Below are 14,849 nucleotides of genomic sequence, written 5' to 3'. Positions count from 1 at the left end.
CCTAGGCCGCGTTGAGGCGCAGCTCCGCGGCTTTGTCGCCCGCGACGTCCGCCGCCGTCACGGGACGGTCCTGCGCCACGAGGATCTGGCCGGCCCCCGCATCGCTGGCGATGGCGTAGAGGTCGGCGAGCGCCGGGTCTTCGGCCGCGGCGTTCGACGCGATGACCACGCAATCCATCTCGCCGGCGACGAGGTCGAGGAGGTCGACGGCGCCCGGGACGGCATGGATGCGGCACACGACCCAGTCGTAGGCCTCCGCCATGGCCTCGAAGGTCAGGGCCAGGGCATCCGGCTCATCGAACAGCACGGCGGCGGCCTGCAGGCCGGCGGCGATGCGGTGCAGGTTGCTGTCCCGGTCGGGCTGGATCGCGTCGAGGAACGCGGCGTCGCCGGCGACGAGGTCGGTGAATCCCACCTCCGGCTCGTGCGAGGCCGGCGCGTTCAGGTCGACGGCGACGAGGCTGCCCTGGCGGCCGAGGGCGCGGGTGAGGGCGTCGGGCAGCGCCGGAGCGGCGAGGGAATCTTCAGTCTCCACGATCAGCACGCGGCGGCCGGCGGGCGCGGCGTCGCCGCGCGGGGCCGCGACGATCCGCTCAACCAACGGGGCGAGGTCGAACGAACCGGCGGCGTCCGCTGCCACCGCCGGATGGGGCTGCACGGCAGCCGCCGCGACCGGCTCGGACCAGCGGGCCGGCGGCATCGCTTCCGGGAATGCGAAGACCGGCCGCTCCATGATCGGCTCGCGCCGCTGGCGATCGTCCGCCGGGTCGAAGGCACCGCCCCGTCCGGCTCCGATCCGGGCGCCTTCGGCGAGCAGGGCGCGGGCGATCACCGCGCCGGCCGCGAGCATGAGCGTCAACAGCGTCGCGAAGCCGACGATCGGCAGCTTCTTCGGGAACGAGGGTACCTCCGGCGTGACCGCGCGGGAGACGACCCGCGCATCCGCCGGTGTCGCGGCTTCGCCGTCGCGCGCGGCCGCCTCGCGGTAGCGGGACAGGTAGGATTCGAGCTGCTCGCGCTGAACCTTCGCCTCGCGCTCCAGCGCCCGGAGCTGCACCTCGCTGGCATTGCCCTTCACCACGACGTCCTGCTGACCGTCGACGGCGGCCTGAAGGCTCTCGACGCGCGCCCCGGCGATCTTCGAATCGTTGTCCATGGTCCGCACGACGCGCTCGGCCGAGGCCTTGATCTGCGCGTCGAGATCTTCGAGCTGAGCATTCAGCTCCTTGATCCGGGGATGGGCCGGCAACAGCGTGCGCGATTCCAGGGCTAGCTGGGCCCGGACCGCGATGCGGTTCTCGACGATGCGCCGGATCACCTCGTTGTTGGCGACGTCCGGAATCTCGAAGGCGCGCCCGTCCTTGATGAGGTCCTTGATGGCCTTCACCTTGCCGGTGAGATCTGCCTTGAGGATCCGGGCGGCGGAGAGCTGGCTCGACAATTCGCCGAGCTGTTGCCCGTTCAGGGGCCGGCCCGTCGCCCCGGCGCTGCCGATGAGGCCGTTCTTCGCCCGGAACGCCTCGACCTTGGCCTCCGCTTCGGCGACGCGCTTGCGCAGGCCGTCGATGTTCCCGCCGAGCCACGTGGACGCGTAGCGCGCCGTGTCGACCTTATCGGCTTCGAGCGACGCGATGTAGAGCTGCGCGATGGTGTTGGCACCCTCGGCGGCGAGCTTCGCGTCCTTCGAGCGGAACTCGATGGTCAGGATGCGGGACTTGCCGGCCGGGAAGACGAGCAGGTGATCGAAATAGGCGTCGAGCACCCGATCCTCGGCCGGACGGTCGAGGGGGTTGGCGCCGATGCCGAGCATCATCATCACGCGCTGCACCGGGCCGATGCTACCCGCGCCGGGATCGAATTCCGAATTGCCGACGAGCTTCAGCCGGCGGATCGCCTCGCGTGCCAGATCGCGGGACATGACGACCTGCACTTGGCTCGCCACCGCCTGCTCGTCGATCGGCACCTGCTGGTCGGCGCGCTCCTGCGTGGTGCGGGCGAATGCCGCGTCCCGGCTCTCCAGGATCAGCTTCGCCTCGCCGGTGTAGCGCGGGCTCACCACGTTGACGAACACGCTGGCGCCCAGCGCCACCATCAGGGTCGGCCCGACGATCCAGCCGATCGACCGGCGCAGAACACGCGGCACCTGGGCGAGGCCGAGACCCTCTTCGGCCTGCGGCTGCGACGCGGGCTCGGCGTGGGTCGAGCGTTGACGGATACGGGACATGCGGACGCTCTGGCGGCGAAGTCAGACCGGGCAGCCGTTACTGGCGCCCGCCGCCCATTAGTGGATGTTAAGGTTGCTCAAGAGTTAAAGGAGACACTAGCTGCCAGAACCGCCTGCGGCCGGAGCGATCATCAAGTTTTGTTAACCTTAACGGCCTAATCGATGCGGCAACCGCATCCATGACGGCGATGGTGATGAACCGGCGCGCTCTTCTCTTCACACTCGGCTCGACCCTGGCTCTCGGCGGGTGCCTGCGCCCGACCTTCCGAACCGGAGAGCTCGACGCCACCGGCACCGGGTCGATCGCCGCGCGCTATACGCTCGCCGCCGGCGATAAGCTCCGCGTCATCGTATTCGGTCAGGACAACCTCTCGAACATCTACGCGGTCGACGGCGCGGGCCGGATCGCGATGCCGCTGATCGGCACCGTCCAGGTCGGTGGGCAGACGACGGGTCAGGCCGCCCGGTCGGTGGAGGCCAAGCTCGCTTCCGGGTTCGTCCGTGAGCCGCACGTGACGGTGGAGGTCGACGCGTATCGGCCGTTCTACATCCTGGGCGAAGTCACCACCTCGGGCCAGTATCCCTTCGTGAACGGCATGACGGTGGAGACGGCTGTGGCGATCGCCGCCGGGTTCGGACCCCGGGCGGCACGCGATTACGCGGTCCTCACCCGAGACACGGGCGGCAACCTCGTCTCCGGCATCGTGCCGATGACCTACTCGGTCCGCCCGGGCGACACGATCGTCATCAAGGAGCGCTTCTTCTGAGCGGCCCGGCGTTCACTGTCCGCTCTGCCACGGGTTGATGATCCGCATCGCGGTCTTCTGCGCGGGAATCGGCGTAGCCACCGGCTCCGCGGCCTTGCTGGCGCGGGCCATCATCCGGCGTGCTTCCTGGGCGGGCATGCTGCCGACCGGCGTGAACAATCCGGCCAGCACCCTGCGGGTGTCCTTGCTGACCATCCGCGAGTTCTGGACCGGCTCGAAATCGCGCAACGCATGGCGCTTCTCGGGATCGCCGGTGAAGACCTTGGCCCCGGAATGCAGGACGACGATGTCGCCCGGGCGCAACGTCTCGTCCTTCAGCAACGCCGCAGTGGCACCCGCTCTCATGTCGATCGGGATCTGCCGGGGACTGACTTCCGGCTCCTTCGCCCGGATCTTGAGCGGCAGCGCCGCGTAGCGGGTCTGGAAGCGTCGGCGGGCCGCGCCGAGCCGCGGCGTCGACCGGCGCCCGTAGGCGTAGTTGGGCAATCCCGGTGAGGCGGAAGGCGCCGCCGCCGGAGACTGTTGCGCCGCTGGCTTGGCGCCGAACAGCATCTCGAGGAAGCCCACCTCGGCGGCCTCTGTGCGCACGGCCGTTCCGACCAGAAGCGCACCGGCGATGATCGCCAGCGTGCCGCTCGTGCGAAGCCTCATGTCGTCCTCCGAAACGACGCCCGACGCGAGCATCCCAGCTTAAACGGCAGCGCGAGCGCGTGGGTTCCGGGATAGTGTCACTCTACGGTGAGACTACGAGTCAACGCGATGAAAGTGCGGTATTCGACGAATTAGTCGCCGGATAGATTGTGCAAAACCGGCCGCAGATCGGCAGTCGGTGCTTCGATCAGCCCGGGGCGGACTGCTCACCCTCGCCGATGCAGTCGAGGGCGCGTTCCACGGCGCTCACGGCGTCCAGCAGGTGCTGCACCGTGCGCTCCACCTCGAGGGCGGGCCGGCCCATCGCGGCGGCGCGGGCGCTTACATCCTCCAGTTGCTCCAGCAGGGCGAGGAGGTCACCCGCCACGGTCACGACCTCGCAACGGGCGAGGCGCGTGACGGCGGGGCGTGGTCGGAAAGGCAACACGTTGGTCATCGACAGGGAGTGTCACCCGAAAGGCCCCGGATCCGCCAGGGGGCGGCGGCTCCGCTCAACACGATTGCCGGCCGATATCCTGCGCAAAGCCGAGGCGTGGTGGATTTTCCGTGGCCGCCGCGCATCGGAGACGGCAGAACAGGTTTACCCGCCGCCACCGACCTTGACGGATCCTTCCTGGCGCTGACCATGCCGCGATAGCCCCTTCGCTCGATGTCGCGCCGGTCGATACCAATTCACCGGCCGATTCGGCACCCATCAGGATTCGACATGCGCTTAACCCTCCTCGCCCTGTCCGCGCTGTCGCTCGGCGGCCTGTGCGCCTGTACGAGCGACGGCCCCGGCTCGCGCAGCGGCCTCGCCGAAACCTTCAACCTCGACAACTACCGGGCCTCCGGCAACACCAACGGCACGCAGACCCGCCGCGACGTGAACCGCGCCTACACCCAGCCGACCCTGCCGACGATCGGCAACCGCGGGATGTAGGCGGCCGAAGTCGGCTCAGCGTTTCGCGACCGCATCCGCGAAGGTGGTGATCCGATTGCGGGCATAGACGGGAAGGCCGGCGCTGATCGAAGTGCCGGTGTTGAAGCTCGAATTGCCCATCAGGACCTGCGCGGGCAGCAGGTTCTTCAGGACCGGAACGCGGGCGTACTCGGCCTTGCGGTCGAGAACGTCGCCCTTGATCGCCAGGACCATGTAGGTCGTGACGACCGTCTTGGCCGGATCGTTCGGCAGGGGTTGGAACACGGCCAGGAACTTGCCGAACCGCAGAATCTGATTGACCCAGAAGATCGTCTGCTCGAGTCCGCCGGCGACCGGCGCCTCGACCTTCGTGAGCGCCTGCAGCGGCGCGCCCTGGTCGGGCCCGAGCACCCGCAATTCGCTCTGGAAGGAGACGTATTCGGCGATCTTCTTGGACGAGCCGTCCTCGAGTTTGTTGGCGAGCTTCACGCCCAGGGGCAGCTTGCCCTCCAGGTCGTAGCGGGACTCGATGCAGGCGCCCGCGCCCTCACACCAGGGGCGGTCGGGTCGCTTCGCGAAAGCGGCGGCCGGATCCTTGTTGGGGGTCACGTCGACCATGGCGACGGCCCGGTGCTTGATCGCGGGGTCCATCTTCTGGATGAAGCCGAGATTGGCATAGGCGGACAGATCGATCGATTCCGGCGGGCGGGCCACCACGAACCGGCCCTCGGCCACGTAGATCTTCAGGGTCTCGTGGCGGGGCTTCGTCACGCCATTCACCGTGACCGTGTAGTCGGGCTCCTTGTAGCCGGGGTAGGGCGCCAGCACCGCGGCCTCGGCGGGCCGCACCTTCTGCCAGTCGAGGTACGGGATCAGGCTGTTCTCGGGCGCGGACGGGTTGTCGCGGTGATCCGTGAACAGGATCTGGCCGGGCTTGATCGTCGCCGGATCGACGGCCGTGATGGATGGGACTTCCTTGATCCGCTCCGAACCGGGGGGCGGCGTCGTGTTGGCGGCGGGCGTCTGCGCGGCGAGCGGCGTGGCGGCCGTCAGGGCGAGGGCGAGGGCGGCAGGAAACTGCGGTCGCAACGGGCGTCTCATCTTTCGGAACGGGTGATCGATAGGGCGATCAGAAGCCGGGATCTTCGCCGAACAGGTAGTCCGGATCGCGGCGGCGGGGCCGACGTACCCCTTCGTCCCCGAAGGGCGAGCGGGCCCCCTGGCCCGGCCAGGGCCGGTAGGAATCCTGTACCTCCGGATCCAGATCGCCCTGCGCACGGCGGCTGCGCGGGGCAGGCCGCTCACCGAACGGATCGAGGAAGTCAGGACGCGGGCGCTCGCCGGTCATGTTGCCGTTGTAGTCTCCGGCAACGCTGGCGCCGTCATCGGCTCCGGCCAGGTCGCCGTCCTCGGCGTCGGGCCGCATGGCGTAGAGCGTCTCGCGCGGGACGAGGCGGTACTGCGTGTCGGCCATGCGGCCGTCGCCGCTGGTCCGGAAATGTTCGAGAAAGCCGCCACCGGCGACCCGCACGCCGCTGCGCGGATCGACGGGCAGGTCGGCGATGAACGGCCGCGCCTCAGAGGAGGGGCCTCGCAGGGCGGTCTTCGGGACCCCGTTCGCCCAGGCCGCCTGCAGGATCGCCGCGGCGATCGGGACCGAGACGTGTCCGCCGGTCTGGCCCCGGCCCAGCGTCTTCCGGCTGCCGTCGGCGTTGTCGTATCCGACCCAGACCACGACGCTGATCTCGTTGGTGAGGCCTGCGAACCACGCGTCGTTCTCGTTCTCCGACGTCCCGGTCTTGCCGGCCACGTAGGGCGACACCTTCGACAAGGCCGCCGCGGTCCCGTGCTGGGTGACGCCCTGCAGCATGGTCTTGAGCTGGTAGAAGGCGATCCGGTCCGCCGAACCGATGCGCGTCGGCTCGCGGGCCGCGTGCGTGTAGAGCGACTTTCCGTCCCGCTCCACCGATTCCAGGGCGTAGGGCGCGGGCCGTGCGCCCTCGTTGGCGACCGCCGCGTAGAAGCCCGCCAGGTCGAGCATCCGCACGGGTTGGGCGCCGAGCACGAAGGGATAATAGGGCTCGCACTCGGCGTAGATCTGCGCTTCCAGGGCGATGTCGCAGACCCGCTTGAGGCTCGCCGGCGCTTTTGGGGCGATACCGCCCTGAAGCAGGCGGGCCGTGACGAGGTTCTTCGAGAATTCGAGTCCGCGCCGCAGGGTCGTGGGACCGGAGCCGCCGCCCTCGTAGTTCTTCGGCGACCAGGATTCGCCCGTGCCGTTGATCGGCTGGAGGGTGACGGGCGAGTCCATCACCAGGGTGTTCGGCTGGAGCCCGGCATTGAGCGCAGCCAGGTAGGTGAGGGGTTTCAGGGTCGAGCCCGGCTGGCGCACCGTCTGGGTGACGCGGTTGAGCTGGCTGAGTGGATACGAGAAGCCACCGGTCATGGCCAGGATCCGGCCGGTCTGGTTTTCCAGCACGAGGGCCGCGCCCTGGACGGTTGGCCGGACGCGGATCTGCGCGCGTGGGCCGCCCTTGCCGGCGGTGAGCTTCACCCGCACCAGGTCGTAGGGCTGGAGCTTTCCGCGGGCGACGCCGGCGTCGAGGCTGGCCGTACGGCCGTCCGCCAGCCCGACCTTGATCCCCGCGCGGACGGTCTCCAGCACCACAGCCAGGGGCCAGCGCACGTCGTAGAGCACCGGACGTGCGCTCTCCAGCGCGAGCAGCCAAGCGGGTTTGTGGGCCGGCGCCGGCGCCGCGGCCTTCCCGGCCTTGAGGCTCCTGGCATCCGGCTTGATCGCGTCCGCCCGCGCCCCGGTCACGCCGGGAGCGGCCTGCGCGGAGGCTTCGGGCGCGGGCGTCGCCGCCTGGATGCGGCGGACACTGTCGGCGAGGTTCAGTTCGGGACCCGCGAAGGTCTGCCGCCCGGTCGAACGCTCGTAATTCGCCAGCCCGTCCTGGAGCGCCTCTTCGACGGCGCGCTGCAGACCGGCATTGATCGTGGAGCGCACTGTCAGCGAGCCCGCGGTGAGCGAATCCACGCCCGCGAAGGTGCGTGCCTCGCGGTTCAGGAAGTCCACCACGTAGAAGCCGGAATCGCGCCTCGCGATCTCGATCGGCTTCAGGCCGAGATCCGCCTTGATGGCGGTGTTCATCTCGGCTTCCGTGATGGTGCCCTCGTCCTTAAGGCGTGCCAGCACGTAGGCGCGCCGTTCCCGGGCGCGGTCCGGGTACCTGTCGGGACTGTAGAAATTCGGCCCCTTGGGCATTCCGGCGAGCAGGGCGGCTTCCGGCAGGGTGAGCTGGCTCACCGGCTTCCCGAAATAGCTCTGCGCCGCCATCTCGATGCCGTAGGCGCCGCGGCCGAGATAGATGCCGTTGAGGTAGAGGCCCAGGATCTGCGGCTTCGTGAGGATGCGCTCGAGCCGCGAGGCCACGATCATCTCGCGGATCTTGCGCTCGTAGGTGACGTCGTCGCCCACCGAGAGGTTCTTCACCACCTGCTGGGTGATGGTCGAGCCACCCGCGGGCCGGCCCGGCGAGGCGAGGTTGCCGATGAAGGCGCGGATCACGCCGCGCTCGTCGATGCCGTGGTGGCTCTCGAACCGCTTGTCCTCGGCGGCGATGAAGGCCTTCTGAACCAGCGTCGGGACCGCGGTGATCGGCACGACGATGCGGCGTCCGTTCGGCTCGGACGCCTCGGCGAAGGGCTTGCCGGCTCCGTCGAGGATGCGGGTCAGGCCGGGGAGGGCCTTGTCGCGCAGCGCCTCGGCGCTGGGAAGGTCCTTGGTGGCGTTGTCATAAAATTCGATCACCGCTCGCGCGTCGAACGGTGAATTTGCCGGGTTCTCGCCCTTGCAGAATTGCTTGTAGCTCGTGTTGAGCTCGTTGATATCGAGCCCGTGCAGGATCTTCGGCGCGGCGGGACCGGCCACGGTCGACGGATCCTCCATGGCGGTCGAGATCAGCTCATCGAGGTTGATGTCCTCGATGTCGAAGCTCTTGCGCATGTGGGCGCAGCCGTCGCGCAGCAGGCGCACGACCTCCGGTCCGTCCGTGGCGGGGTCGAACCGGGTCCGGACCGCGTCCGGCCGGGTCGTGACCTGGCTCAGCGTGAGGGCGGTCGCGAACAGCTTGATCAGAATGGCGTTCATGCGGGCCGGGTTCGGGGACGCGACGGGGCGGCCAGGCAGAATCCGGGCACGCGGCTGAACAGGGCGTGGACAACGCGGCTGATTTAAGGAGGACGGGTCACGGCAACGCTTTCGGCCGCATCGACGTTCGTGCTTCACGACGACGCCGGGGGGCCCGTATGATCAACGACCTGTGGTACAAGAACGCCATCATCTACTGCTTGTCGGTCGGCACCTTCATGGACGCCAACGGCGACGGCATCGGCGACTTTTCCGGACTTGAGCGCCGCCTCGACTACATCCAGAGTCTGGGCGCCACCGCGGTCTGGCTGATGCCCTTCCAGCCCTCCCCCAAGAAGGACGGCGGCTACGACATCGCCGACTATTACGGCGTCGATCCCGATTACGGCTCACTCGGCGACTTCGTCGCCTTCACGCACGCCGCCAAGCAGCGCGGCCTGCGGGTGCTGATCGACCTCGTGGTCAACCACACCTCGGACCAGCACCCGTGGTTCCAGTCGGCCCGCTCCAGCCCGGATTCCCCCCACCGCGACTGGTACGTCTGGTCGAAGGAGCGCCCGGCCAACGCCGACGAGGGCATGGTCTTCCCGGGCGTGCAGGACACGACCTGGACGTACGATTCGAAGGCGAAGGCGTGGTACTTCCACCGCTTCTTCAACTTTCAGCCCGATCTCAACACCGCCAATCCGGAGGTGCTCGCCGAGATCCTGAAGATCATGGGCTTCTGGATCGAGCTCGGCGTCTCGGGCTTCCGGATGGACGCCGTGCCCTTCGTCATCGCCGAGAAGGGCTCCGATGTCGGCGGCAAGCCGCGCGAGCAGTTCGAGATGCTGCGCGACCTGCGCGAGTTCCTGCAATGGCGCCAGGGCGACAGCATCATCCTGGCCGAGGCCAACATCCTGCCGGAGCAGGATCTCGATTATTTCGGCGACGACGCCGACCGCATGCACATGATGTTCAACTTCCAAGTCAATCAAGCGACCTTCTACGCCCTGGCCGCCCACGACGCCCGGCCCCTCGTGAAGGCGATCGAGCGGACCAAGCCCCGCCCGATGTCCTGCCAGTGGGGCATCTTCCTGCGGAATCACGACGAACTCGACCTGGGCCGCCTCACCCAGAAGCAGCGGCAAGCGGTCTTCTCCGAGTTCGGGCCCGAGAAGGAGATGCAGCTGTACGGGCGCGGGATCCGCCGCCGCTTCGCTCCGATGCTGGCGGGGGACCCGCGCCGCATCCGGCTCGCCTACTCGCTGATGTTCACCCTGCCGGGCACGCCGGTGCTGCGCTACGGCGACGAGATCGGCATGGGCGACGACCTCTCGCTGAAGGAGCGCGACTGCGCCCGTACGCCGATGCAGTGGACCAGCGAGCGTCAGGGCGGTTTCTCCAAGGCCGACAAGACCGTGCTGCCGCTCATCGATCACGGTCCCTACGGCTACGCGCACGTCAACGTCGCCGACCAGCGCCACGAGCAGGGCTCGCTGCTCAACTGGATGCAGGGCATGATCCGGCAGCGCAAGGAGGCGCCGGAGATCGGCTGGGGTGACGTGGTGGCGCTCGACGCCGGCCGGCCGTCGGTTCTGGCGTTGCGGTACGAATGGCGCGGCAACGCCGTGCTGTGCGTCCACAACCTCGCACCGGAGCCGACCGAGGTCGCCCTCGACACCGGATTGCCCGAGCCGCAGGGCGACCTGCTCGTGGATCTTCTGACCGGCGCGCACAGCGCGGTCGGGAAGGATGGGACGCATTGCCTGTACCTGGAAGGGTACGGCTACCACTGGTTCCGGATCGGCGGGCTCGATGCCCTGCTCAAGCGTCGGCCAGCCTGAGGGCGGCCCCCGGGTGTGCCCGGCCGCCGATCGCGCTAAACCAGGGCGATCCGCGCCCGCCGGGCGCGCCGAGGACCGTATACGCGATGCCAGGAACGCCCCGCGCCGGGATCATCCCGGTCACGCCCTTCCAGCAGAACTGCACCCTGATCTGGGACGACGCCACCAAAGTCGGGGCCGTGGTCGACCCCGGCGGCGACCTCGATCGGATCGAGGCGGCGATTCGGGAGCAGGGCGTCCACGTCGAGAAGATCCTGCTCACGCACGGACACGTCGACCACGCGGCCGGAGCCGACGAGTTGCGCGAGCGCCTCGGCGTGCCGATCGAGGGGCCGCATCAGGCCGACAAGTTCCTGCTCGACTCGCTGCCGGAGACCGCGGCGAATTACGGGCTGGGCGAGGCCCGCCCGGTGACGCCGGACCGTTGGCTCAACGAGGGCGATGCGGTCACGGTGGGGGACCTCGGCTTCGACATCCTGCACTGCCCCGGCCACTCGCCCGGCAGCGTCGTGTTCGTGAGCCGGGACGCTCGCTTCGCCCTCGTCGGCGACGTGGTGTTCAAGGGCTCGGTCGGCCGTACCGACCTTCCGGGCGGCAACCACGAGCAGCTCATCCGCGCGATCAAGGACAAGGTTCTGCCGCTCGGCGACGACATCGCCTTCATCCCGGGCCACGGTCCGACGAGCACGCTGGGCGAGGAGCGCGTCTCCAACCCGTTCCTGCAGGATTGACGCCGTGGACAAGCGACGCATTGGACGCTCCGAACTGACGGTCGCGCCGTTCTGCCTGGGCGGCAACGTCTTCGGCTGGACAGCCGACGAGGCCACCTCCTTCGCGATCCTCGACCGCTTCGTGGCGAGCGGCTTTGACTTCATCGACACCGCCGACGTCTACTCGCGCTGGGCGCCGGGCCACGCGGGCGGAGAGTCCGAGGCGGTGATCGGGCGCTGGTTGTCCGCTCGCCCCGGGGTACGGGACCGGATCGTCCTGGCCACCAAGGTCGGCATGGATCTCGGCGACGCCGGCAAGGGGCTCTCTCCCGAACACATCGCGCGCGGCTGCGAGGCCTCGCTGCGCCGGCTGCAGACCGACCGGATCGACCTCTATCAGTCGCACCTCGACGATCCCGCCGTGCCGCTGGACGAGACCCTGCGGGCCTACGAGCGGCTGATCGCGGCCGGCAAGGTCCGCGTCATCGGCGCCTCCAACTACGGCGCGGCGCGGCTGACCGAGGCCCTGACGCTCTCGGCGTCCGCCGGCCTGCCGCGCTACGAGTGCCTGCAGCCGGATTACAGCCTCGCCGAGCGCGGCTATGAGGCCGAACTCGAACCCGTATGCCGCGCCGAGCAGGTCGGCGTGATCGGCTACTTCTCCCTGGCCGCCGGCTTCCTCACCGGGAAGTACCGCGCGCCCGGGGCCGCCGCCGGCCGGGCTCGGGAGAACCGGGTTTCCAAGTACCTGACCCCGCGCGGCCTCGCGCTTCTCTACGCCCTGGATTCGGTCGCCGCCGAGCGGGGGGCGAGCCCCGCCCAGGTGGCACTTGCCTGGATCATCGCCCGCCCGGGCATCACCGCGCCGATCGCCAGCGCCACGTCCGTGGCCCAGCTCGAGGAGCTGCTCGGCGCCGCGCGCCTCACGCTTCCGGACGAGGCCATCGCGCGCTTGGACACGGCGAGCGCAGGCGGCATCGAGGGCTAACGCCGCGTTAAGCCGAGCGCGTCAGAAAAGCGGGACACAGGCTCGGCTCAAGCCCGTAAAATCGTGCATTCTCAACGCGGAACCCCTATATCAGGCGGACCAGACGAGAGCGCAGGCGTGGGCGCCCGACGGCGCGAGTCGCTCCGTCGCTTCAAGGCCCGCCTGCCCGAGGAAGTACATGTCCGACACCCCCCAGACCGAGCACGCCGAATACGGCGCGGAATCGATCCGCGTGTTGAAGGGCCTCGATGCCGTCCGCAAGCGGCCCGGCATGTATATCGGCGATACCGATGACGGCTCCGGACTGCACCACATGGTGTACGAGGTGGTGGACAACGCCATCGACGAGGCCCTGGCCGGCCACGCCGATCTCGTGACCGTCACCCTCAACGCCGACGGATCCTGCACGGTCTCCGACAACGGGCGCGGCATCCCGGTGGACATCCACAGGGAGGAGGGCGTCTCGGCGGCCGAGGTCATCATGACCCAGCTGCACGCGGGCGGGAAGTTCGACCAGAACTCCTACAAGGTCTCCGGCGGCCTCCACGGCGTGGGCGTCTCGGTGGTGAACGCGCTGTCGTCCTGGCTGCGCCTGCGCATCTGGCGCAACGACACGGAGCACGCGATGGAGTTTCGCCACGGCGACGCCGTGGCGCCGCTCAAGGTCGTCGGCCCCGGAGACGGGCGGCGCGGGACGGAGGTGACGTTCCTCCCCTCGACCGAAACCTTCACGATGATCGAGTTCGATTACGGGACGCTGGAGAAGCGCCTGCGCGAACTCGCCTTCCTGAATTCGGGCGTGCGCATCGTCCTGACCGATGCGCGCCACGCCGAGAAGAAGCGCGAGGAGCTGTATTACGAAGGCGGCATCGAGGCGTTCGTCCGCTACCTCGACCGGTCGCGCAAGCCGATCGACGGCATGGTGAGCCCGGTGGTGGTTCGAGCCGAGCGTGACGGCATCCGGGTCGAGGTGGCGTTCTGGTGGAACGACTCGTTCAACGAGACCGTCCTGCCGTTCACCAACAACATCCCGCAGCGCGACGGCGGCACCCACATGGCGGGGTTCCGGGCGGCGCTGACCCGGCAGATCACCGGCTACGCCGACTCGTCGGGCGTCTCGAAACGCGAGAAGGTCTCGCTCACCGGCGAGGATTGCCGCGAGGGCCTGACCGCGGTCGTCTCCGTTCAGGTGCCGGACCCGAAATTCTCGTCGCAGACGAAGGACAAGCTCGTCTCGTCCGAGGTCCGCCCGGCGGTGGAGAACGTACTGAACGAGGGGTTGTCGACCTGGCTGGAGGAAAATCCCCAGCAGGCCCGCTCCGTGATGAGCAAGGTCGTGCTGGCGGCCTCGGCCCGCGAGGCGGCCCGTAAGGCGCGCGAGACCGTGACCCGCAAGGGCGCCCTCGACATCGCCTCGCTGCCCGGCAAGCTCGCCGATTGCCAGGAGCGCGATCCGAGCAAATGCGAGATCCTGCTGGTCGAGGGTGATTCGGCCGGCGGCTCGGCGAAGCAGGGCCGGGACCGGGCGTTCCAGGCGGTGCTGCCGCTGCGCGGCAAGATCCTCAACGTCGAGCGGGTCCGGGCGGACCGGATGCTATCATCGGCCGAGATCGGCACCCTGATCACGGCACTCGGCGCCGGGATCGGTCGCTCCTCGACCGACCGCGAGGGTTTCAACCCGGAGAAGCTGCGCTATCACCGCATCATCATCATGACCGACGCGGACGTGGACGGCTCGCACATCCGCACGCTGCTGCTGACCTTCTTCTTCCGTCAGATGCCGGAACTCATCGACCGGGGCCACCTCTACATCGCGCAGCCGCCGCTCTACAAAGCCGAGCGTGGCCGCCGGGCGATCTACCTCAAGGACGAGCGCGCCCTCGAGGATTACCTGATCGACCAAGGCACCGACGGAGCGATCCTGCGCCTGTCCACGGGGGCGGAGTTCGCGGGCGCCCAGCTCAAGAGTCTCGTCGAGGAGGCGCGCACTTTCCGGAACATCCTGCAGGGCCTTCACACCCGTTACGACCGGGCCGTGGTCGAGCAGGCGGTGCTGGCGGGGGCGTTCGACGCCGAGGTGGCGTCCCGGGCGGGCGAGGCCGAGGTGCTGGCGGACGTGACCGCGCGCCGGCTCGACGGCATCGCGGACGAGATCGAGCAGGGCTGGTCGGGCGAGGCCTTCGAGGGCGGCTACCGCCTCAGCCGAACCCTGCGCGGCGTTCGGCAGGTCGCGACCCTCGACGCCGGCCTGATCACCTCTCAGGAGGCCCGCCGCCTGGCGGAGCGGGCCGACGCGTTCCGGGAGATCTACGGCGAGCCCGCCACGTTGATGCGCAAGGCTGACGAGACCGTGCTGCACGGCCCCGTGGCCCTGTTCGAGGCGGTGATGGCCTTCGGCCGCAAGGGCCTCCAGCTCCAGCGCTACAAGGGCCTCGGCGAGATGACCGCCCAGCAGCTCTGGGAGACCACCCTTGACCGCGACGTGCGATCGCTCCTCCAAGTGAAGGTGAAGGACACGACCGATGCGGACGACCTGTTCGTCAAGTTGATGGGCGACGTCGTCGAGCCGCGCCGCGAGTTTATCCAGGAGAACGCGTTGAGCGTCGCCAACCTGGACGTCTGATCAGAC

Annotated in this window: 11 protein-coding genes; 6 read left to right on the top strand and 5 right to left on the bottom strand. The window is 68.9% G+C overall.

Annotated features, from left to right (window positions below; all coding sequences use genetic code 11):
- Nucleotide 1 precedes the first annotated feature (1 nt).
- Nucleotides 2-2,224 (bottom strand): GumC family protein, encoded by a 2,223-nt coding sequence (locus MFF58_RS03970; RefSeq protein ID WP_238285506.1) that lies wholly within the window; start codon nt 2,222-2,224, stop codon nt 2-4.
- Nucleotides 2,225-2,412: 188 nt separating this feature from the next.
- On the opposite strand from MFF58_RS03970, the gene MFF58_RS03965 reads away from it, so the two are divergent.
- The gene (locus tag MFF58_RS03965) at nt 2,413-2,991 is read left to right on the top strand and encodes a polysaccharide biosynthesis/export family protein (protein ID WP_238285705.1); all 579 of its coding nucleotides are present in this window, start codon (nt 2,413-2,415) and stop codon (nt 2,989-2,991) included.
- Between the two features lie 12 nt (nt 2,992-3,003).
- On the opposite strand, the gene MFF58_RS03960 is transcribed toward MFF58_RS03965, so the two are convergent.
- The gene (locus MFF58_RS03960) at nt 3,004-3,642 is read right to left on the bottom strand and encodes a hypothetical protein (RefSeq protein WP_238285504.1); all 639 of its coding nucleotides are present in this window, start codon (nt 3,640-3,642) and stop codon (nt 3,004-3,006) included.
- A 187-nt stretch (nt 3,643-3,829) separates the two neighbouring features.
- On the bottom strand, nt 3,830-4,078 hold the full coding sequence (locus MFF58_RS03955) for a hypothetical protein (RefSeq protein ID WP_238285502.1): 249 nt from the start codon (nt 4,076-4,078) through the stop codon (nt 3,830-3,832).
- Nucleotides 4,079-4,348: 270 nt separating this feature from the next.
- Here MFF58_RS03955 and MFF58_RS03950 point away from each other — a divergent pair, with 270 nt between their 5' ends.
- On the top strand, nt 4,349-4,564 hold the full coding sequence (locus MFF58_RS03950) for a hypothetical protein (protein WP_238285500.1): 216 nt from the start codon (nt 4,349-4,351) through the stop codon (nt 4,562-4,564).
- A 15-nt stretch (nt 4,565-4,579) separates the two neighbouring features.
- Here the strand turns inward: MFF58_RS03950 and MFF58_RS03945 are convergent, their stop codons facing one another.
- Together MFF58_RS03945 and MFF58_RS03940 are read right to left on the bottom strand one after the other, a co-directional pair.
- Nucleotides 4,580-5,632 carry a hypothetical protein gene (locus tag MFF58_RS03945; protein ID WP_373323269.1) on the bottom strand — a complete coding sequence of 351 codons (1,053 nt, stop codon included), beginning with the start codon at nt 5,630-5,632 and terminating at the stop codon, nt 4,580-4,582.
- A gap of 40 nt (nt 5,633-5,672) precedes the next feature.
- On the bottom strand, nt 5,673-8,696 hold the full coding sequence (locus tag MFF58_RS03940; RefSeq protein WP_238285497.1) for a penicillin-binding protein 1A: 3,024 nt from the start codon (nt 8,694-8,696) through the stop codon (nt 5,673-5,675).
- Between the two features lie 158 nt (nt 8,697-8,854).
- Here MFF58_RS03940 and MFF58_RS03935 point away from each other — a divergent pair, with 158 nt between their 5' ends.
- From MFF58_RS03935 to gyrB, 4 genes are all read left to right on the top strand, one after another.
- Nucleotides 8,855-10,522 carry an alpha-amylase family protein gene (locus tag MFF58_RS03935; RefSeq protein WP_238285495.1) on the top strand — a complete coding sequence of 556 codons (1,668 nt, stop codon included), beginning with the start codon at nt 8,855-8,857 and terminating at the stop codon, nt 10,520-10,522.
- 86 nt (nt 10,523-10,608) lie between these two features.
- On the top strand, nt 10,609-11,253 hold the full coding sequence (locus MFF58_RS03930) for an MBL fold metallo-hydrolase (RefSeq protein WP_238285494.1): 645 nt from the start codon (nt 10,609-10,611) through the stop codon (nt 11,251-11,253).
- Between the two features lie 4 nt (nt 11,254-11,257).
- Nucleotides 11,258-12,220, top strand: a complete 963-nt coding sequence (locus tag MFF58_RS03925; protein ID WP_238285493.1) for an aldo/keto reductase — start codon at nt 11,258-11,260, stop codon at nt 12,218-12,220.
- A 178-nt stretch (nt 12,221-12,398) separates the two neighbouring features.
- A complete protein-coding gene (gene gyrB, locus MFF58_RS03920) occupies nt 12,399-14,843 on the top strand; it encodes a DNA topoisomerase (ATP-hydrolyzing) subunit B (protein WP_238285492.1) in 2,445 nt (814 codons plus the stop codon).
- The last annotated feature ends 6 nt before the right edge of the window (nt 14,844-14,849 follow it).

This window comes from Methylobacterium longum, from assembly GCF_022179385.1.
In the GTDB taxonomy this organism is placed as follows: domain Bacteria; phylum Pseudomonadota; class Alphaproteobacteria; order Rhizobiales; family Beijerinckiaceae; genus Methylobacterium; species Methylobacterium longum.
Note: the sequence above shows the minus strand (reverse complement) of the source record. Positions and strands in the feature narration are given on the sequence as shown.